The sequence below is a fragment of the Streptomyces sp. NPDC050448 genome, assembly GCF_040655295.1.
In the GTDB taxonomy this organism is placed as follows: Bacteria; Actinomycetota; Actinomycetes; order Streptomycetales; family Streptomycetaceae; genus Streptomyces.
This window is the reverse complement of sequence record NZ_JBFAJR010000021.1, coordinates 12,004-31,028: the sequence shown is the minus strand read 5'-3', so window position 1 is coordinate 31,028 and position 19,025 is coordinate 12,004. Positions and strand designations below refer to the sequence as shown.

At 71.8% G+C, this 19,025-nt stretch carries 18 protein-coding genes and 1 pseudogene; 3 read left to right on the top strand and 16 right to left on the bottom strand.

The features are described 5' to 3' along the window. Positions 1-2 precede the first annotated feature (2 nt). Positions 3-1,808 (bottom strand): gamma-glutamyltransferase, encoded by a 1,806-nt coding sequence (gene ggt, locus AB0I68_RS23605; RefSeq protein WP_363179332.1) that lies wholly within the window; start codon positions 1,806-1,808, stop codon positions 3-5. Between the two features lie 114 nt (positions 1,809-1,922). Here ggt and AB0I68_RS23600 point away from each other — a divergent pair, with 114 nt between their 5' ends. Further along, entirely contained in the window at positions 1,923-2,648 is a 726-nt protein-coding gene (locus AB0I68_RS23600; RefSeq protein WP_363179331.1) for a hypothetical protein, read from the top strand. Here the strand turns inward: AB0I68_RS23600 and AB0I68_RS23595 are convergent. From AB0I68_RS23595 to AB0I68_RS23570, 6 genes and pseudogenes are all read right to left on the bottom strand, one after another. Further along, positions 2,608-3,879 (bottom strand): cytochrome P450, encoded by a 1,272-nt coding sequence (locus AB0I68_RS23595; RefSeq protein ID WP_363179330.1) that lies wholly within the window; start codon positions 3,877-3,879, stop codon positions 2,608-2,610. The genes AB0I68_RS23600 and AB0I68_RS23595 overlap by 41 nt on opposite strands. A 44-nt stretch (positions 3,880-3,923) precedes the next feature. Next, positions 3,924-4,433, bottom strand: a complete 510-nt coding sequence (locus AB0I68_RS23590; RefSeq protein WP_363179329.1) for a hypothetical protein — start codon at positions 4,431-4,433, stop codon at positions 3,924-3,926. Further along, a complete protein-coding gene (locus tag AB0I68_RS23585) occupies positions 4,430-5,872 on the bottom strand; it encodes a HAMP domain-containing sensor histidine kinase (protein WP_363179328.1) in 1,443 nt (480 codons plus the stop codon). The genes AB0I68_RS23590 and AB0I68_RS23585 overlap by 4 nt, the downstream gene beginning before the upstream one ends. Continuing rightward, positions 5,869-6,552, bottom strand: coding sequence for a response regulator transcription factor (locus AB0I68_RS23580; protein WP_363179327.1), 684 nt, complete (start codon positions 6,550-6,552; stop codon positions 5,869-5,871). Before AB0I68_RS23580 ends, AB0I68_RS23585 begins: the two co-directional genes overlap by 4 nt. A gap of 39 nt (positions 6,553-6,591) precedes the next feature. Further along, positions 6,592-8,193 carry a murein biosynthesis integral membrane protein MurJ gene (gene murJ / locus AB0I68_RS23575; protein WP_363179411.1) on the bottom strand — a complete coding sequence of 534 codons (1,602 nt, stop codon included), beginning with the start codon at positions 8,191-8,193 and terminating at the stop codon, positions 6,592-6,594. A gap of 74 nt (positions 8,194-8,267) precedes the next feature. Further along, positions 8,268-8,830 (bottom strand): annotated as a pseudogene (locus tag AB0I68_RS23570) (peptidoglycan bridge formation glycyltransferase FemA/FemB family protein). A gap of 315 nt (positions 8,831-9,145) precedes the next feature. Between AB0I68_RS23570 and AB0I68_RS23565 the strand changes: the two are divergent. Further along, complete coding sequence (locus AB0I68_RS23565) at positions 9,146-10,315, top strand: Ig-like domain-containing protein (RefSeq protein WP_363179410.1); 1,170 nt, start codon at positions 9,146-9,148, stop codon at positions 10,313-10,315. Between the two features lie 317 nt (positions 10,316-10,632). On the opposite strand, the gene AB0I68_RS23560 is transcribed toward AB0I68_RS23565, so the two are convergent. Continuing rightward, a complete protein-coding gene (locus AB0I68_RS23560) occupies positions 10,633-11,376 on the bottom strand; it encodes an amino acid ABC transporter ATP-binding protein (RefSeq protein WP_363179326.1) in 744 nt (247 codons plus the stop codon). Between the two features lie 133 nt (positions 11,377-11,509). Here AB0I68_RS23560 and AB0I68_RS23555 point away from each other — a divergent pair, with 133 nt between their 5' ends. Beyond that, complete coding sequence (locus tag AB0I68_RS23555) at positions 11,510-12,262, top strand: hypothetical protein (protein ID WP_363179325.1); 753 nt, start codon at positions 11,510-11,512, stop codon at positions 12,260-12,262. A gap of 15 nt (positions 12,263-12,277) precedes the next feature. On the opposite strand, the gene AB0I68_RS23550 is transcribed toward AB0I68_RS23555, so the two are convergent. The 8 genes from AB0I68_RS23550 to AB0I68_RS23515 all read right to left on the bottom strand — a co-directional run bounded on the left by AB0I68_RS23550 (position 12,278) and on the right by AB0I68_RS23515 (position 19,008). Beyond that, the gene (locus tag AB0I68_RS23550) at positions 12,278-12,718 is read right to left on the bottom strand and encodes a DUF6278 family protein (RefSeq protein WP_363179324.1); all 441 of its coding nucleotides are present in this window, start codon (positions 12,716-12,718) and stop codon (positions 12,278-12,280) included. 65 nt (positions 12,719-12,783) lie between these two features. Further along, positions 12,784-13,569, bottom strand: coding sequence for an exodeoxyribonuclease III (locus tag AB0I68_RS23545; RefSeq protein WP_363179323.1), 786 nt, complete (start codon positions 13,567-13,569; stop codon positions 12,784-12,786). Between the two features lie 30 nt (positions 13,570-13,599). Next, positions 13,600-14,232, bottom strand: a complete 633-nt coding sequence (locus AB0I68_RS23540) for an MBL fold metallo-hydrolase (protein ID WP_363179322.1) — start codon at positions 14,230-14,232, stop codon at positions 13,600-13,602. A gap of 101 nt (positions 14,233-14,333) precedes the next feature. After that, positions 14,334-14,924 carry a hypothetical protein gene (locus AB0I68_RS23535; protein ID WP_363179321.1) on the bottom strand — a complete coding sequence of 197 codons (591 nt, stop codon included), beginning with the start codon at positions 14,922-14,924 and terminating at the stop codon, positions 14,334-14,336. Continuing rightward, on the bottom strand, positions 14,921-16,096 hold the full coding sequence (locus tag AB0I68_RS23530; RefSeq protein WP_363179320.1) for an ROK family glucokinase: 1,176 nt from the start codon (positions 16,094-16,096) through the stop codon (positions 14,921-14,923). Before AB0I68_RS23530 ends, AB0I68_RS23535 begins: the two co-directional genes overlap by 4 nt. Before the next feature lie 16 nt (positions 16,097-16,112). Beyond that, positions 16,113-16,991, bottom strand: a complete 879-nt coding sequence (locus AB0I68_RS23525; protein WP_363179319.1) for an ATP-binding cassette domain-containing protein — start codon at positions 16,989-16,991, stop codon at positions 16,113-16,115. Next, positions 16,991-18,022: an ABC transporter permease gene (locus AB0I68_RS23520; RefSeq protein WP_363179318.1), complete on the bottom strand. Its 1,032-nt coding sequence runs from the start codon at positions 18,020-18,022 to the stop codon at positions 16,991-16,993. The genes AB0I68_RS23525 and AB0I68_RS23520 overlap by 1 nt, the downstream gene beginning before the upstream one ends. Next, on the bottom strand, positions 18,019-19,008 hold the full coding sequence (locus AB0I68_RS23515) for a sugar ABC transporter substrate-binding protein (RefSeq protein WP_363179317.1): 990 nt from the start codon (positions 19,006-19,008) through the stop codon (positions 18,019-18,021). Before AB0I68_RS23515 ends, AB0I68_RS23520 begins: the two co-directional genes overlap by 4 nt. Between the last annotated feature and the right edge of the window lie 17 nt (positions 19,009-19,025).

Here is a 19,025-nt window from a genome sequence, read left to right as displayed (position 1 = left end):
TCCTACGGCTTCCCGTGCGGGTGGACCACCATCGCCGAGCCCCCGCCGCGCCGGCTCGTCTCGGCGGCGGCCAGCCAGCGCCCGTCCGGGAGCCGCTGGACCCCGGTCGCCGCGCCGATCTCCGGGTTCTGCCGGAACCCCTGTCCCAGCGCCTCCAGTTCGGTGCGCACCGGGCTGTTCCACAGGCCCGGCTCCAGCTCGGTGGTGGTCTGGTTGCGCTGGCTGGCCCGCGGCGCCGCGATGGCGTCGACCAGCGGCAGCCCGCGGTCCAGGTGCCCGATCAGGGTCTGCAGGACGGTGGTGATGATGGTGGCGCCGCCCGGGGAGCCCACCGCGAGCACCGGACGCCCGTCCTCCAGCACGATGGTCGGAGACATGGACGAGCGCGGCCGCTTGCCGGGGCCGGGCAGGTTCGGGTCCGGGACCCCGGGAGCCGCCGGGGCGAAGGAGAAGTCGGTCAGCTCGTTGTTGAGGAGGAACCCGCGACCCGGGACGGTGATCGCGCTGCCGCCGGTGGACTCGATGGTCAGGGTGTACGAGACGACGTTGCCCCAGCGGTCGGCGACCGTCAGGTGCGTGGTGTTCTCCCCCTCGTACGTGGTCGGGGCTGCCTGGCCCGAGCCTCCGCAGGCGGCCGGGTGGCGCGGGTCGCCGGGGGCCAGCGGGCTGGTCAGCGTCCGGTCCGGGGCGATCAGGCAGCCGCGCGAGTCGGCGAACCTCTGCGAGAGCAGTTCCTTGGTGGGCACGTTCTCGGCGGCCGGGTCGCCGACCCAGCGGCCGCGGTCGGCGAAGGAGATCCGCGAGGCCTCGATGAACCGGTGCAGGTACTGGGTCTCGGACAGCTTCGAGAGGTCGGTGCGCTCCAGGATGTTGAGCGCCTCGCCGACGGTGGTGCCGCCCGAGGAGGAGGGCGCCATGCCGTACACGTCGAGGCCCCGGTAGCTCACCTGGGTCGGTGCCTGGCGCTTGGTCGCGTACGCGCGCAGGTCGCCGGTGGTCAGGTCGCCGGAGCGGACGATCCGGGTGGCGGCCGGGTCCACGGGGGGCTTGCGGACGGCCCGGACGATGTCCTCGGCGATCGGGCCCCGGTAGAGCGCGCCGGTGCCCTTGCGGCCCAGCTCCGCATACGTGGCCGCCAGGTCGGGGTTCTTGAAGGTGGAGCCGACCACCGGCAGGGCGCCGCCGGGCAGGAAGAGCTTCCTGGTGTCCGGGAAGTCCTTGAAGCGGTCCTGGTTGAGCTCGGTCTGGGCCCGGAAGGTCGGGTCTACGGTGAATCCGTCGCGGGCCAGCTTCTCGGCGGGCTCGAGGAGCCGGCCGAGCGGACGGGTGCCCCAGGCGTCGAGGGCGCTCTTCCAGGTGGCCGGGGTGCCGGGGACGCCGACCGAGCGGCCGCTGGTCTGGCCCTGCTCGAAGGGGATGGGGACCCCGTTCTCCTGGAACAGGCCGGCGGTGGCCGTGGCGGGCGCGGTCTCGCGGCCGTCGATGGTCTGCACCCGGCGGGACCGTGCGTCGTAGTAGACGAAGTAGCCGCCTCCGCCGATACCGGCCGAGTACGGCTCGGTCACCCCGAGCGCGGCGGCCGTCGCGACGGCGGCGTCCACGGCGTTCCCGCCGGAGCGCAGGACGGCGATGCCGGCGGCGGAGGCGTCGGCGTCGACACTGGCGACGGCTCCGCCGTAGCCGGCGGCGACCGGGACCTTGGCCGGAGTGCCGGCGGCCGCCTGTGACGGCGGGGCCGCGGCGCCGGTGGACACCAGCGCTCCGGCGAGGGCGACGAGCGCTAACTGACGTGTGGCGGAACGACGCATCCGTACCTCCAGTCGACGGCCTGTCGGACCCCACCGGACAGGCCTGAACTCGGCACTGTAACTTCACCGCACCCCCCGCGTCAGGAAGACCCCGTGCGGGCTAGCATCCGGCGCATGAACGACGACGTGCGCAACATCGTGCTCGGAGTGGTGGCCACCGCCATCAGCGGCGGCTTCGGCTGGTTCTCCCGGACCTATCTGTGGCGCCGTACGCTGCGCCGCAAGCAGGCCTTCTTCGGCCTGCCCACCGGCTCCGACTGCCTGTTCGTGGTCAACCGGAAGATGGGCGACTCCGAGGGGGCTGTGCACCGCAACGACGCCTTCGCGCTGCTGGAGATATCCGCGCTGATCAAGGACTGCGGGGCGAACCTGCAGATCGTCTCGCACGACGCGGTCCGTCAGGGCTTCGGCGAGCGCGCCGAGTTCTGCGTGGGCGGGCCGATATCCAATGCGCGGACGGCGGCCCACCTGGCCTCCATGCTGCCGGGCGTCCGGGTCGACCAGTCCAGCGAGCCGGGTCCGGACCGCGGGGCGATCCAGGTCGGCGGCGAGACGTACCGCTGGCAGAAGGGCCAGATCGACCACGTGCTGCTGGCCCGGCTGACGACCGGGCCGGGGAGCCGGCCGGTGTTCCTGGTATCCGGCCAGACCGCGATCAGCAACCAGGCGGGCGCCCGCTATCTGGCGCGCCACCACAAGGACTTGGCGCGCCGCTACCGCGGTGACTCCTTCTGCGTGGTGCTGAAGGTCAACAACTCCGATGCCTACGGCCCGGACGTGGTCGAGCTGCTGGCGGACGTCACCCGGCAGGCCCGGACACCCGCAGCGGCAGCCGTGTGATCCCGTTGATGAAGTTCGACACCAGCCGGCGCGGCGGGCCCGCGAGTTCCGGGGCCGGCATGGCCGCGCGCCACTCCTCGTAGAGCACGCGCAGCTGGAGCCGGGCGAAGTGGGCGCCGAGGCAGACGTGCGGACCGTCCCCGAAGGACACGTGCGCGTTGGGCGTCCGGCCGAGGTCGAGGCGCCCGGGGTCGGTGAAGACGCGCTCGTCGTGGTTGGCGGAGGCGTGGAAGACCACCACCTTGTCCCCGGCGCGGATCGGCTGCCCGGCGAGTTCGGTGTCGACGGCGGCCGTGCGGCGGAAGCTGAGCACCGGCGGGTGGACGCGCAGGAGTTCGTCCACCGCGGTGTGCACCGGGGCCCGGCCGTCGGCGAGCAGGCGGTACGCGCCCGGGTCGCGGGCCAGGGCCAGCAGTCCGCCGGGGGCGGCGCTGCGTACGGTGTCGTTGCCCGCGACGGTGAGCAGGAAGAAGAACATCTCCAGCTCGGCCGGGTCCAGTCCGGCCCCGGCGAGCGCGGTCATGACGTCGTCGCCGGGGTGCGCGCGCTTGTGGGCGGCCAGTTCCCGGGCGTACGAGAACATCTCGCCCAGCAGCGCCGGGGAGCGCGGGTTGAGGGGCTTGCCGTCGCCGCCGAGCGGGGGCGCGGGCGCGTCCTCGGGATCCTGGTAGCCGATGATCCGTACGGTCCACTCCAGCAGCAGGCTCCGGTCGGCGGGCGGGACGCCCAACAGGTCGGACAGGTTGAGCAGTGCGTACTCGTCGGTGACCGTGCGGACCACGTCGGCGGCGCCGTCCTCGGCCTTCGCGCGGGCGGTGGCGAGCAGGGTGCGGGCCCGTTCGCGGACCCGGCAGGCGAAGGCGTCGACCCGGGCGGGGGTGAAGGTGCGGGAGACCAGCCGGCGCAGCCGCCCGTGGCCGCCCGCGGTCTTCGCCGGGTCCTGGTTGAGCATGGTGCGCCGCAGGAACGGCAGGTCGGCCGGGTCGGGATCGCGGATCTGGGTCGCGCCGAGCCAGGAGGAGTACGTGGCGTGGTCGCGCAGCACCCGGACCACGTCGGCGTGCCGGGTGACCGCCCAGAAGCCGGGGCCGGCGGGCCACCCCTGGATCTCCGGCTCCTCCTGCCAGGCGACCGGGTGGCGGTCCCGCAGCAGCCGGTAGGCCCCGTACGGGATCCCGGCGGCGTAGATCCGGGGGTCGAAGACGTCGGGCACGTACGCGGCGGGGTCCATGGGGCCACGGTGGCGGGAGCACCGGCCGCCCCGCAAGGGGACGATCAGCCGCCGAGGTCGCAGCGGGCGGGGCCGAGGTCGAGGTCCGGGCCGCGCAGGACCACCCGGTACTGCGGGTTGGCGGAGGCCACCGTGCACACCAGCTGGCGGCGGCCCGTCTCGGACAGGCTACCGACCTTGAACGGCACCCCGACCTCGATGGTGTCCGACGACACGACGCTCGTCCCGGCACTGGCGCCCTGTTTCTTGATGTCCAGCGCGGGCAGCCGGGTCTGGAGGCCCGCGGCCCTCTCCTGTTCGGTGGGGCCGATCAGCAGCCGGATGAGGACGGCGCCCGGCGACACCGCGGGCTGCTCCGGCTCGGGCACGGGGGCGAGCCGCCCGTCGGACGTCACGAAGTACACCGTCCCCTTGGTGTTGGCCCCCGGCACGACCACCTTCGCGGCGGCTCCGCTCTCGATGACCCCGGTGGTCTTGATCCCGCAGCCGGTGAGCAGCGGCCCGCCCAGCAGCAGGGCGGCGGTGGCGGCCGCGGCCGCCCGTACCCGGGTCATGCGTCGGCCTCCAGGGGCATGTCGAGCGTGAAAACGGCTCCCCCGGCCGGACCGTTCGCGGCGCGCAGGGTGCCGCCGTGCAGCCGGACGTTCTCCAGGGTGATGGCGAGGCCGAGGCCGCTGCCCGCGGAGCGGGTGCGGGCGGCGTCGGCCTTGAAGAACCGGTCGAAGATGTGCGGCAGGACCTCGGGGGCGATGCCGGGCCCGCTGTCGGCCACCTCGATCAGCAGCCGGGGGCCGCCGGGCCGCGGCTGCGCGCGCACGGTGACGTGGACCGGGGCTCCGCCGTGCTTGAGGGCGTTGCCGACGAGGTTGGCGAGGACCACGTCGAAGCGGCGCGGGTCGAGCCGGGCGCGGACCTGCGACGGAAGGTCGGTGACCACCCGCTCGTCGTCCCAGTGGCGGCGCTCGAGGCTCTTGCGCACGGCCTCGGCCACGTCGACGTCGTCGAGGTTGAGCTCGGCCGCGCGGGCGTCGAAGCGGGAGATCTCCATGAGGTCCTCGACGAGGACGGCGAGCTTGCCGGTCTCGGCGCTGACCAGCCGCAGGGCGGCGGCCGTGTCGGGGTCGAGTCGCTCGGCGTCCTCGTCCAGGACCTCGGTGACGGCGAGCATCCCGGAGAGCGGGGTGCGCAGTTCGTGGGAGACGTCGGAGGCGAAGCGGCGGGCCCGGGCCTCGGCGTCCCGCAGTTCGCTCACGGACTGTTCGAGGGCGCGGGCGGTCTCGTTGAAGGTGCGGGCGAGTCCGGCGAGCTCGTCGGCGCCGCGGACCTCGATCCGGGTGTCGAGGCGGCCGAGGCCGAGGCGCTGGGCGGCGCGGCGCATGTCCCGTACGGGGCGCAGTACGCTGCGCGCGGCGAGCAGGGCGGGGATGACGGCGATGGCGAGGCCCGGGACGGCGCCGCGCTTGGCGGCTTCGACCATGGCCTCGACCGTCTTCCCCTCGGTGGCCAGGGGCATCGTCGCGAAGACGACCAGACCGGTGGGTTCCCGGGTGTCGTTGTGGAGGAAGACGGCCGGCATGCCGACGGCGAGGTACGGGGTGCCGGCGGCGTCGGTCACCCGCTGGAAGGCGCCGTGCGGATGGGCCGTCACCTGGCGGCGGAGCTGCTCGGTGACCACGGCGGGGGTGGCCGCGCTGGTGCTGGAGGCCCGCAGGGTGCCGTACTCGGCGAAGACGCTCCACGGGTGCGGCTTGCCTCGTTTGCCCAGGTCGTTGACGATGCGCTGGAGCTGCGCCTGGTCCAGCGGCAGCTGGAGGGGCTGGGCCTCCACCAGGTCGCGCAGGGTGCTGACCGCGGTGTCCTGGCTCTGCTTGAGGACCGCGGTGCGGGCCTGCTGGTAGGTCAGCGCGGCCGTGGTCACCGCGCTGATCGCGGCGACCAGCAGGAAGGCCGCGATCAGCCGGGTGCGCAGCCCGAGCGGCGCGATGCGCCTCACAGCGGTCCGAAGCGGTAGCCGAAGCCCCGTACGGTCTGGATGTAGCGGGGGCTGCCGTCGGGGTCCTCGACCTTGGTGCGCAGCCGGCGTACGCAGGCGTCCACGAGCCGGGCGTCGGCGTGGTAGCTGTGCTCCCACACGTACTCGAGGAGATGCTGGCGGGAGAAGACCTGCTCGGGCGAGGCGGACAGGTGCAGCAGGAGCTTGAGCTCGCTGGGGGCGAGGGGGACGCGCTCGCCGTTCTTGGCGACGGCCAGCCCGGCGCGGTCGATGGCGAGCTCGCCGTGGAACTCGACCTCGGGGCGGCTGCCCGCCGGGGCGCCGAGGCGGCGCAGCACGGCCTTGATGCGGGCCTCGATGACCTCGGTGCGGGCGGGCTTGACGATGTAGTCGTCGGCGCCGGCCTCGAGGCCGACGACTATGTCGAAGTCGTCGCCGCGGGCGGTCAGCATGATGATCGGGACCTGGCTGGTCTCGCGGATGCGGCGGCAGACCTGCACGCCGTTCATCCCGGGGAGCATGAGGTCGAGCAGCACCAGCTCCGGGAGGAAGCTCCCCATGAGCGCGAGGCCCGCCTCGCCGGTCTCGGCGGCGCTCACCTCGTGGCCGCGGCGGCGCAGGCCCAGCCCCACTCCTTCCCGGATGGAAGGGTCGTCCTCGATCAGCAGTACGCGTGGCATCCGGTCGTCGTCCAAGGTGGTTCGGGGCTTTTTCTCCTGCTAACGGCCGGTCTTTCGCCGCAGGGAGTCCAGCAGGTCGGTGATTTCCGTGAGGCGCAGCGGCCTGGCGAGAAGGACGACGACGACCGCGATGGCCACGGTTCCGGCGCCGACGGCGGCGAAGTCCCCGAACCGCTCGGCGGCGCGGGCGGCCCCGTATCCGGCGCCGGTCGCGGGCCCGCAGGCGATCAGCAGCCGCAGGTGGGTGCGGACCGCGGTGGCACGCCGCCCGGTACGGGTTCCCGTGCGCGGGCCGAGCCGCCGGGAGAGGGTGTACGCGGTGACGGCCATGCCCGCGAAGAGCGCGACGGAGTAGGCGCCCGCCATGCCGGTGACCGCCCAGCGCGGCGGCAGCAGGAGGTAGGCGGCGGCCGACAGCGCGGCGTTCAGGGCGGCGATGACCAGGTTCAGGAAGAACGGGGTCCGGGTGTCCGAGAGGGCGTAGAACCCGCGCGAGAGGACGTACTGGCCGGAGAAGGCGATCAGGCCGGGCGCGAACGCCATGAGCATGCCCGCCATGACCTCGGTGTCGGCGGCGCCCGTGCGCCCGTATCCGAACACGCTGCCCATCACCCACGGGGCGAGCGCCGCGAACAGTGCGGCGGCCGGGACGACGAGGGCGGCGCTGGAGCGCAGCGCGTACGACACGTCCCGGCGGAGCGCGCCGAGGTCGCCGTCGGCGGCGGCCACGCTCATCCGGGGCATCAGGGCGGTCACGAGGGAGACGGTGACGATGCCCTGCGGGACGATCCACAGCTGGTAGGCGTTGCTGTACGCGGTGTACCCGGCGCCGCCCGCGAGGCCGGCCAGGGCGGCGTGCCGTCCGGTGGCGGTGGAGAGGCGGGTGACGACCCAGTAGCCGATCTGGTTGGTGAGGACGAGCATGACCAGCCAGCCCGCGTTGCGCAGCGGGCGCGCCAGGCCGCTGCCGCGCCAGTCGAAGCGGGGGCGCCAGCGGAAGCGGGCGGCGCGCAGCGAGGGGACCAGGGCGAGGGCCTGGACGACGATGCCGGCGGTGGTGCCGAGGCCGAGGAGCCGGGTCTCGCCGGCCGTCAGGCCGTCCGCCGCATCGTGGGAGACGTAGAGGAACAGCCCGAAGACGCCGATGATCACGAAGTTGTTGAGGACCGGCGTCCACATCATCGCGCCGAACCGCCCGCGGGCGTTGAGCACCTGGCCGAGCAGGGTGAACAGCCCGTAGAAGAGGATCTGCGGGAGGCAGTACCGGGCCAGGGCCACGGTGGTGCTCGCCTGGGGCCCGGTGTACGGGGTGTATGCCGAGACGATCAGCGGCGCCGCGAGGACGGCGACGGCGGTGAGGACCAGGAGCGCCGCGGTGCAGGCGGTCAGCAGCCGGTCGGTGTACGCGGCTCCGCCGTCCTCGTGCTCCTTGGCGGCCCGGACGAGCTCGGGCACGAAGACCGCGTTGAGCGCGCCGCCTATGAGCAGCATGTACAGGATGTTCGGGACGGTGTTGGAGACGGCGTAGCTGTCGCCGAGCAGCCCGGTGCCGAGCGCGGCGACGACGACGGCGGAGCGGACGAAGCCGGTGGCGCGGGAGACGATCGAGCCGGCCGCCATGAGGGCGCCGCTGCGCAGCACCGAGGACTTCCCGGGCGCCGGGTCCGCGGCGCCGTCGGCGGACGGACCGGTCGCCGGTCTGGTGTCGGTGGTGGTCACCGGCGGGCCAGGTGGGCCTGGAAGGCCTTGTGCCGCGCCGCGTTGCCGTATCCGTCCATCGGGGTCTCCCACTCGCCGAGCGTTTCGACGATCTGCCCGCCGGTGCCGAGCTTCCAGCGCAGCAGCCCGAAAGATCGTTCGTCGGGGTCAAGGGTGGAGGGTACCCCGCGCATGTCGTACGCGTCCGCGCCGAGGATGTGGGCGTCCCGCGTCATGCGCCACTGCAAGGCTGGGCGTCGCCGTCGTCCTCGCCGCCGCAGCGCTTCCAGCCGCGGGTGCGCAGCCGGTCGGCCGAGGGCGGCGCCGACCGGGTCCTGGGGGTCGGACCAGTCGGCGACAGGGCCTTCGGGGAGATGGGCGAAGTATTTGCGGGTGCCCGGGAATTGCCGGTAGAGGACCAGTCCGGCACCCGCTATTCCTCCGTCCGGGTAGTGCCATCCGACCCTTTCGAAGCGCCAGAGGTCTTTATACCGCGGGCCCAGGACGGGTACTGGAGAAAGCTCGCATTCCGGTTCCGCGAAAGGAAGCCCTGGTATTCGGGAACGGACAGCGGACGCACGCTCAGCTCCTGGTTCGGGAACGGGTGTCGCGGGGCGGGGATCACGAGGAGCGCGCACACGGCGGATCGGCCTTCCTGTACGTCCGGGGAAGCGGGACGCACAGGACTCCCACAGGTGTCCATGACCGATGTGCGCGGCGATTGTGACCGGACGGTGACCGTTTCGCTGCGGTCCACGTCACAACCGAAAGTCCGATCTTTTCGGCGGATTGCGCAACCTACAGTCGTGCCGTTCGCATCTCCTTTTGCGGACGATCGTTACTTGGAGGGGTTTTCGTGAGCCGCACACGCCGTATCGCACGCAGTCGCCATGCCATGCTGGCCGGGACCGCGCTCTTGGCCGCCGCGCTGACCGCCTGCGGGGGCGGCTCGGGCGGGAGCGGGTCCGGCAACGCGGAGATGAAGAAGAAGCCGGACATGGCGATGTCCGTGAACCTCACGGGCGATCAGGCCAAGCCCGGCGAGCCGGTGAAGGTGACCCTCACCGAGGGCAAGCTGGCCCTGGTGAAGGTGTCCGACGGCAAGGGCGGCGAACTGCCCGGGAAGATAGCCGACGACGGCAAGACGTGGACCTCCGAGCGCAACGCCTCGCCGGGCACGGACTACAAGGTCGAGGCGCAGAACACCGACAGCCAGAGCGCGAGCGCCCAGTTCAAGACGGCCGCCGCCGACAAGGTGAACAAGGTCACGATCAATCCGGGCAAGGCCACTGCGGTGGTGGGCATCGCCCAGCCGGTCTCGATCGCCTTCGACAACCCGGTGAAGAACAAGGCCGAGGTCGAGAAGCACCTGAAGGTGACCACTTCGAACAACACCGAGGGGTCCTGGGGCTGGTTCAAGGACTACTCGGGCAACGACCGGGTGGACTGGCGGCCGAAGGAGTACTGGAAGTCCGGCACCGACGTCAAGGTCGAGATGAACCTCAACGGGGTGGACTCGGGCCAGGGCGGCGGGATGTTCGTCAAGGACTACAACACCGAGTTCAAGATCGGCAAGGACCGCCGGCTGCACGTCGACCTCGACACCCACAAGATGACGGTGACCGAGGACGGCCAGGCGGTGAAGACCATCCCCGTCTCGGCGGGCACACCCGGCGGCCAGAAGGCCTCCTGGTCCGGAAAGATGGTGCTGATGGCTAAGGAGGGCACCATCCGGATGGACTCCCAGACGGTGGGCCTGGGCGACTCCTACGACAAGATGGTCGACTACTCGATGCGGTTGACCTGGTCGGGCATGTACATCCACGCCGCGCCGTGGAACAACGACAACTTCGGCCGGGCCAACACCAGTTCCGGCTGCGTGGGGATGAGCGACTCCGACGCGAAGGCGCTCTTCGCCGAGGCCCAGGTCGGCGACCTGGTCGAGGTCACCGGCGACGGCTCCAAGGGCAAGGCCGACGTCGGCAACGGCTACGGCGAGTGGAACCTGTCCTGGGACGAGTGGAAGGCCAAGAGCGCGCTGAGCGGCGCTCCCCAGAACGGCTGATCACCGCACCTGACGCGCGTTCGCTCGCTACCAGCGCGTGACTTACCGATAGGTTACTTCCGGTAAGTCCGTCCCGCCGCCGTCTTCTGCATCGAGCACAACCCCACCGGCGCGCAGCTGACCTTCTCCTCGCCGCGCACCGATCCCTCGTACGTCTCGGTACCTCTGCGCGAGCAGTGATCTGCGGCTGCTGCCGGACGGGGCGGCTCTTCGGAGCTACCGTGAACCGCCCGGCAGCACCGTTCCGGGTTCGGCCGCGGCGCCGGGGAGGCGCGTACGCAGCCGCGCGCCGCGGGTTCGCTTCATCGGCCCGCCGCTCAATGCTTGAGGATCTTGGAGAGGAAGTCCTTGGCCCGCTCGCTCTGCGGGGCGGTGAAGAAGGCCTCCGGCATCCGTTCCTCGACGATCCCGCCGTCGGCCATGAACACGACCCGGTTGGCGGCGGAGCGGGCGAAGCCCATCTCGTGGGTCACCACGACCATGGTCATGCCGTCGGCGGCGAGCTGCCGCATGACCTCCAGCACCTCGTTGATCATCTCCGGGTCGAGGGCGGAGGTGGGCTCGTCGAAGAGCAGCGCCTTGGGGTTCATGGCCAGGGCACGGGCGATGGCGACGCGCTGCTGCTGGCCGCCGGAGAGCTGGGCGGGGAACTTCGGGGCCTGGTCGGCGAGGCCGACGCGGGCGAGCAGTTCCCGGGAGCGTTCGTCGGCCTCTGCCTTCTTGCGATGCCTGACCTTGATCTGCGCGAGCGACACGTTGGCGAGGACGGTCTTGTGCGCGAAGAGGTTGAAGGACTGGAAGACCATCCCCACATCGGCGCGGAGCGCGGCCAGTTCCCTGCCCTCTTCGGGCAGCGGCTTGCCCTCGAGCCTGATGGTGCCCGACTCGATGGTCTCCAGGCGGTTGATGGTCCGGCACAGGGTCGACTTCCCGGAACCGGACGGGCCGATGATCACCACGACCTCCCCGCGGCCGACGGTGAGGTTGATGTCCCGGAGGACGTGCAGCGCCCCGTAGTGCTTGTTGACGTCCCGCAGCTCGATCAACGGCTCGACGGTCATACGCTGCCCTGCCCACCTGTCGGAGTGTCGAGGTCAGCGCAAACTATCCAGCCGCGCAAGACCCGTTCGCCTCGACACGCCTAAAGGCGGCATAAAGCCCACGCGCTGATGAAACGGCCTGTCAGATCCCGGGATGCACGGCTGTGTAACCTCCTCGTACACGTCAACACCGGGGGACATCATCCGCACCAGCCGCTTCGCCCTGCCCATGCTCGTCTGCACCGCTTCGCTCGCCGTCACGGCATGCGGATCCTCCGCACCGACGGCCGCCGAGGTCTTCGACAAGTCCCGCAAGGCGACCGAGCGGGTGCGTTCGGCGACCGTGACGGCGTCCCTGAAACTGGAGGACGGGCGCTCCGTGCAAGGGCGCCTCTTCATCGACGCCCAGGGCAACTGCGAGGGGGAGCTGATCTTCCCCAGGGCGGGAGCGGCCCATGTGCTCGTGGTCGGGGCCCGGGTGTACATCAAGGGCGACGACGGCTACCTGGAGAGCGTGTTCCAGGAGCCCGGCGAGCGGGACCGGCTGCGCGGCAGCTGGGCCGACTTCGAGGCGTCCGACCCGCTGATACGCCCGGTCACCGCCGTGTGCGAGGCGTCTCGCCCGATGGCCCCGTTCGCGCTCGACCGCTCGGCCACCGTCCTGGACTCCGCGTCGCACGTCGACACGCGGCCCGTGGCCGTCTTCAAGACGCCCGGGGCCGGGGGCGGCACCATCACGGAATCCGTGGCGGCCGAGGGCAAGCCGTACATCGTCGCACGCAACGAGTTCGGCGGCCCGACCTCCTTGAACCTGAGCGGGATGGCCTACTCCACCAGCACGGAGCGGCCTGTGGGCGCGCCCGCTCAGGGGGTGCTTCCGGCGCACCGGGGCGGCGTGGTCGCCTGACGGTGGGCGGGGAGCTCAGCCCTCGGAGGCCTCGGCGTAGGCCTGGGAGAGCTCGGGGGATCCGGTCATCGCCCAGGACACCCCCGACTCCACCACGTTCAGCTCGCGGCCCGAGGTCAGCCGGATCACCGGCTGGCCGTTGGGCCACACCTGCCAGGCGGAGCCCAGCTTGGTCCGAATGATCACGGTCCCGAGGTAGAGGCCCGCGTCGTTGCCGAGCCAGGGCACGACCTCGGGGTCCCGGCGCCAGCGGGGCATCAGCTGGTCGATCGCCGCCAACGAGGCCGGGCTCTCGTCGAGTTCCAGCCCGGCCGCCCGCGCGTGGGCGCGCAGCATCTGGCATTCCGAGAACAACTCGTTGACGCACTCGGGGTCGTCCGCGAGGGCGGCGGCGAGCCCCGCACCCCGTTCCGTTTCGTGCCGGTTCAGCCAGTTGTCCAGGAAGGGGATGTTCATACCGACCAGCCTGGCACCAGGAACCCGCGGTGGCCACAGGGCGCGCGGGATCCGTTCGCGCCCGGCTACGCGTCCAGCGCCAGGTCGACCACCACCGGCGCGTGGTCCGAGGCGCCCTTGCCCTTGCGCTCCTCGCGGTCGACGTAGGCGTCGGTGACGGCCTTCGTGAAGGGCTCGTTCCCGTAGACCAGGTCGATGCGCATGCCCCGGTTCTTGGGGAAGGCGAGCTGGCGGTAGTCCCAGTACGTGTACGGGCGGTCGTACTTGAGCGGACGCGGCAGCACATCGGAGAGCCCGGCGGCACGCAGTGCCTCCAGGGCGGCGCGCTCGGCGGGGGTCACGTGGGTCAGGCCCTCGAAGACCGACGGGTCGTAGACGTCCTCGTCGGTGGGGGCCACATTGAAGTCGCCGAGCACGGCGAACGGGCGCGGGCCGGCCGCGTCTTCGGCGACGGCGGTGGTCAGCGAGCGGAACCAGTCCAGCTTGTAGCCGTAGTGGTCGTGCTCGACCTCGCGCCCGTTCGGCACGTACACCGACCACAGGCGCACCCCGCCGCAGGTGGCGGAGATCGCCCGGGGCTCCTGGACGCCCTCGTAGTCGGGGCCGCCGGGCAGGCCCGTGACCACGTCCTCCAGGCCGGCCTTGGAGATCAGGGCCACCCCGTTCCACCTGCCGGTGGCGTTGACGGCCGCCTCGTAGCCCAGCTCGCGCAGCTCCGCGTACGGAAACTGCTCCGCGGAGCACTTGGTCTCCTGGATGCACACGACATCCGTGCCGGAGCTCTCCAGCCAGGCCAGCAGGCGCGGCAGCCGGGCGGTGATCGAGTTGACGTTGAACGTGGCGATACGCATGCCGTCCAACCTACCGCCCGGCACCGACAGTCACAGTTCGGCGGCGTCCCCGGCGGCGAGCCGTCCGTGGTCCGTACCGCCCAGCGCGTCCAGGGCGTAGTCGTAGATCGGCCGGGCGATGTCCGAGAGGTAGGCGTCGTGGATGTCGATGGCCCGGCGCGGCTTGACCTCGCGCAGGTAGTCGATCACCTCGCTGACCTTGTTCCACGGCGCGTGCACCGGGAGCATCAGGGTGTCCACGGGCACCTCGGGCACGGTCAGCGCGTCACCGGGGTGGAAGAGCGAACCCTCCACCAGGTAGCCGACATTGGTGACCCGCGGGATGTCCGGGTGGACCACGGCGTGCAGCTCGCCGTGCACCTGGACCTCGAAGCCGGCGGCGGTGAAGGCGTCCCCGTGGCCGACGGTGTGCACCCGGCCCGGATAGGCCGGGGCCAGCCGCTCCGCGACGCTGCGCAGCGTCCACAGCGCGGCGGCGGGATCGGCGTCGAGGGCGGCCCGCAGCCGGCCCTCGTCGAAGTGGTCGGGGTGCTCGTGCGTGACGAGCAGGGCGTCCGCCCCGAGCCCCGCGTCGGGCTCGCTGAAGGCGCCCGGGTCGATGACGAGCACACGCCCGTCCTTCTCGAGTTGGACACAGGAGTGCAGCCGCTTGGTGAGCTTCATGATCCCAGGCTAGTGCTGTGACCGGAAGGGTTCACCGGCCCGCGACGTCCGGCACGGCACTGGCGCGGGCCGGGCCGCTCCGCCGCCGCTTGGCGGGCGGGCTACGGGGTCGCCGTGGACACCACGTAGACCCTGGGCTTGGCCGGGTCCGTGAGGTCGACCGTGACGTCCCGGGTCGGGCGTGGGTTCGGCTGCTCCAGGGTGGTGCCGTACCAGGTGTTCTGCGGGCCCCAGCTCCAGCCCGCGATCGCGGCGTCGTGCGCACCGACGGAGACCTCGCGGGTCAGCGCGGAACGGCTGGTGCCGACGTCGGCCAGGAAGGCGTCCAGGTCGGCGGGGGTGACCGCGAACTGCACGTACAGCCGGCTGGTGCGCCAGTTGTTGGTCTCCAGGAACCCGACCCGCCAGGCCTTCGGCGGGATCGGCACCTCGTAGATGCTGCGCTGCACCGTGGAGGGCCAGCCCGGGCGCACCTTGACCGCGCCGACCTTGGCGGCCTTGTCGCGGCCGCTCTCGCGGCTCTGCTGGGCGGATACGGCGAGGTAGCCCGCGGGCACGCCGACCAGCAGCAGGATGATGATCGCCGTGATCCAGCGGCGCCGGACGACGTGCCTGCGGTCCTCGGCGGCGGGCTGCGGCGTACCGCCCTCGTCGGGTGCGCAGGCCTGGCGGGGCAGGGTGGTCGGATTCACGCTTTCGGTTCCTGGTCCTCGGGGCCGGTGGTGTCGCGCCGGCCCAGCTGCTGCGCGTAGCGCTCGTACCGTTCGTACCGCTCGACGCGGCGGCGCGTGGCGCGGCGGAAGCGGCGGGCGACGAGCCGGGCCAGGTCGGCGGCCCCGACCATACCGGCCTCGGGGCCGAGCTGGGCCTTGGCGATGCGGGCCTCGGGCCGGTAGCCGCGGCCGGTGAGGTGGCGCCGGAAGGCGTCCCGGGCGGGGCCGATCAGCAGGTCGTGGGCGGCGCTGACGCCGCCGCCGATGACGAAGCAGGAGGGGTCGAGGGCGGCCGCGAGGTTGGCGATGCCCACGCCGAGCCACTGGCCGATGTCCTGGAGGAGCTCGACGCACATGGCGTCGCCCTCGCGGGCCAGCTCGGTGATGAGCGGCCCGGTGATCTCCGAGACGTTGCCGCCCACCTTGGCGATGATGTTGTACGCGACCGGGGAGTCGGCGGCGGCCAGCTCGCGGGCCTCGCGGACCAGGGCGTTGCCGGAGCTGTACTGCTCCCAGCAGCCGCGGTTGCCGCACGGGCACCGGTGGCCGCCCGGGACGACCTGCATGTGGCCGAACTCGCCGGCGACCCCGAAGCGGCCGCGCTTGACCTGGCCGCCCTCGAGGATGGCGCCGCCGATGCCGGTGCCGAGCGTGATCATGACGAGGTGGTCCTCGCCGCGCCCGGCGCCGAAGCGCCACTCCGCCCAGGCGGCGGTGTTGGCATCGTTGTCCACCATGACCGGGACCGCGAGCCGGGACTGCAGCGCGTCGCGCAGCGGCTCGTCGCGCCAGGCCAGGTGCGGTGCGAACAGGACGCGGGAGCGGTCGGCGTCGACCCACCCGGCCGCGCCGATGCCGACGGCGTGGACGTCGTGCCGGTCGGACAGGTCGAGCACCAGCTCGACGATGGTGTCCTCGACGACCTTGGGGCTCTTGGACTTGTCGGGGGTCTCGGTCCGGATCTTCTCCAGGATGATCCCGTCGGCGTCGACGACGCCGGCCATCACCTTGGTGCCGCCGATGTCGATGCCGACGGTCGGGACGCGGGGGGCGGTCAGGTGCGACCGGCGCTCACGGGTCCCTATGGTCCGCAGGACGGTGCCTCGCGCCGACCCCCGGTGGGTGAGCGTGAAGTCCCGGTACGTGCTCATCGAGTCGTGTCGTCCCTCAGGGTGCGGTGGTGCCGGATGCCGGATCGACTGCTCCGGACGGGTGGTCCGGTCCTGATTCTGCCACCCGCTCCAGTTCGTGGCTCAGCTCGTCCAGCTCGGAGCCGCCCGCCATCTGCCGGGTCAGCTCGTCCAGGGAGATCGAGTCGCGGGTGTGGCTGCCGGCCATGGTGCCGCGCTTGAGCAGCACGAACCGGTCCCCCACCAGGTAGGCGTGGTGCGGGTTGTGCGTGATCAGGACCACGCCGAGGCCCGCGTCGCGGGCTGCGGCGACGTACTTGAGGACCACGCCGGACTGCTTCACGCCGAGGGCGGCGGTGGGCTCGTCGAGGACGAGGACCTTCGCGCCGAAGTAGACGGCGCGGGCGATGGCCACGCACTGCCGTTCGCCGCCGGACAGGGTGCCGATCGGCTGGTCGACGTCGCGCAGGTCGATGCCCATGCGCAGCAGCTCGGCGCGGGTGGTCGTCCGCATGAACTCCGCGTCGAGGCGGCGGAGGGGGCCGCGGCCCTTGGTGGGCTCGGAGCCGAGGAAGAAGTTCCGCCACACGGGCATGAGCGGGACGACGGCCAGGTCCTGGTAGACGGTGGCGATGCCGTGGTCGAGGGCGGCGCGCGGGTTGGCGAGCGCGCTCTCCTCGCCCTCGATCTCGAGGCGGCCGGCGTCGTGCCGGTGCAGCCCCGCGATGATCTTGATGAGGGTGGACTTGCCGGCGCCGTTGTCGCCGAGGACACAGGTGATCTCGCCGGCGTGGACCTCGAGGGACACGCCCTGGAGTGCGCGGATGTTGCCGTAGAACTTGCTGACGTCGGTCATCTTCACGAGCGCCGACGCGGGAGTCTTCCGGTTCGCGGTCGCGGACACGTTCTCGGTCATCACTTCGCCTCCGCCCGCTTGCGGACCCATGCGTTGAGCAGCGTGGCCAGCAGGAGCATCGCGCCGAGGAAGAACTTGAACCAGTCCGGGTTCCACTGCGCGTACACGATGCCGTTGCTGGCCATGCCGAAGATGAAGGCGCCGACCGCCGAGCCGATGGCGGAGCCGTAGCCGCCGGTCATCAGGCAGCCGCCGATGACGGCCGCGATGATGTACAGGAACTCGTTGCCCACGCCCTCGCCCGACTGGACCACGTCGAACGAGAAGAGGAGGTGCTGCCCGGAGATCCAGGCGCACAGGGCGACGCCCATGTAGAGGCCGATGCGGGTCTTGACGACCGGGACGCCGGTCGCGCGCGCCGCGTCCGCGCCGCCGCCGACCGCGAAGATCCAGTTCCCCGCGCGGGTGCGCAGCAGGATCCAGGTGGCGACGGCGACCACGGCCAGCCACCACAGGATGGTGACCTTGAGCGTGACCGAGCCGGTGTTCCACTGCGAGGCGAAGAGCGCCCTGGCGGAGGCGAAGCCCTCCATGTCGGCGATGCTCTTGGTGGAGACGGTGCCGCTGATCAGTTTGGTGAAGCCGAGGTTCAGGCCCGTGAGCATCAGGAAGGTGCCGAGCGTGATGATGAAGCTCGGCAGCTTCGTGCGGGTCAGCATGAGCCCGTTGAAGAAGCCGATGGCCAGGGTGACCAGCAGGGACACCCCGACGCCCACCCACACGTTGGCGGTCATCTGGTAGCTGAACATCGAGCTGACCAGCGCCGAGGTGGTGACCATGACGCCGGCGGAGAGGTCGAACTCGCCGCCGATCATCAGCAGGGCCACCGGGGCCGCCATGATCCCGATGGTGGAGGCCGAGTACAGGATCGTGCTCAGGCTGGAGGCCTGCAGGAAGCTGGGGGCGGCGAAGGAGAAGAAGACGAAGAGGGCGGCCGCGCCGACGACCGCGCCCAGCTCGGGGCGGCCCAGCAGCTTGCGGACCAGGGAGGTGGGGGCGAGCCGCTCGTCGACGGCCGTTGCCGTGCTCATCGGCTGCCCCGCTTGATGAACTCCTCCAGCTTGCCCGCCTCGGCGGCCGTCACGATCTGCGGTCCGGTGAGCACCGGGCGGCCGCCGCCGAGCACGTTCGCGTTGTAGCGGTACAGCCAGAGCAGGTCGATGGCCTCGTAGCCCTGGAGGTAGGGCTGCTGGTCGACGGCGAAACCGAGGGCGCCGGACTTGAGGTCGCGGGCGACGGACTCGTTGAGGTCGAAGGTGTCGACCTCGGCCTTGCTGCCCGCCGCGTCCTTCGCCTTGACCGCGGTCGGGGCGAAGGGGGCACCGAGGGTGACGATCGCGTCGACGGACGGGTCGGCCTGGAGCTTCGCCTGGATGGCCGCCTGGACGGAGGGCATGTTGGTGCCCTCGACGTACAGGTTCTCCATGACCCCGCCGGACCCGCCGAAGGTCCTCTTCGCCCCGGCGCAGCGCTGCTCGTGGCCCACGTTGCCCTGCTCGTGCAGGACGCAGACGGCCTTCTTCTTCCCGCGCTTGGCCAGCTCGGTGCCGACCGCCTCGCCGGCGATCTGCTCGTCCTGGCCGATGTGGGTGAGGGCGCCGTACTCGGCGGACTGCGCGGATCCGGAATTGACCGTGATCACCGGGATGCCGGCCTTGACGGCCTTGACGATGACGTCCTTGAGCGCCTCGGGCTTGGCCAGGCTCACCACGATCCCGTCGACCTTCTGGTCGATGGCGTTCTGCACGAACTGGGCCTGCTGCTGCGCCTGGTCGTCGTGGGCGTAGACGAAGTTGATGTTGTCCTTCGCCGCGGCTTCCTTGGCCCCCTTCTGGACGATGTCCCAGAAGGTGTCGCCGTCGCCCGCGTGGGTGACCATCGCGAAGGTCCAGCGCGGGGTGGACACGGCGGGCCGGCCCGCCTGGGCGGCCTTCGCCCGGTCCTCGGCACGCTTGCCGCCCGTACTGCTGCAGCCCACGAGGGAGGCTCCCAGTACCGCCGCGAGCACGGCGCCCACGACGCGTACCCCTGTCC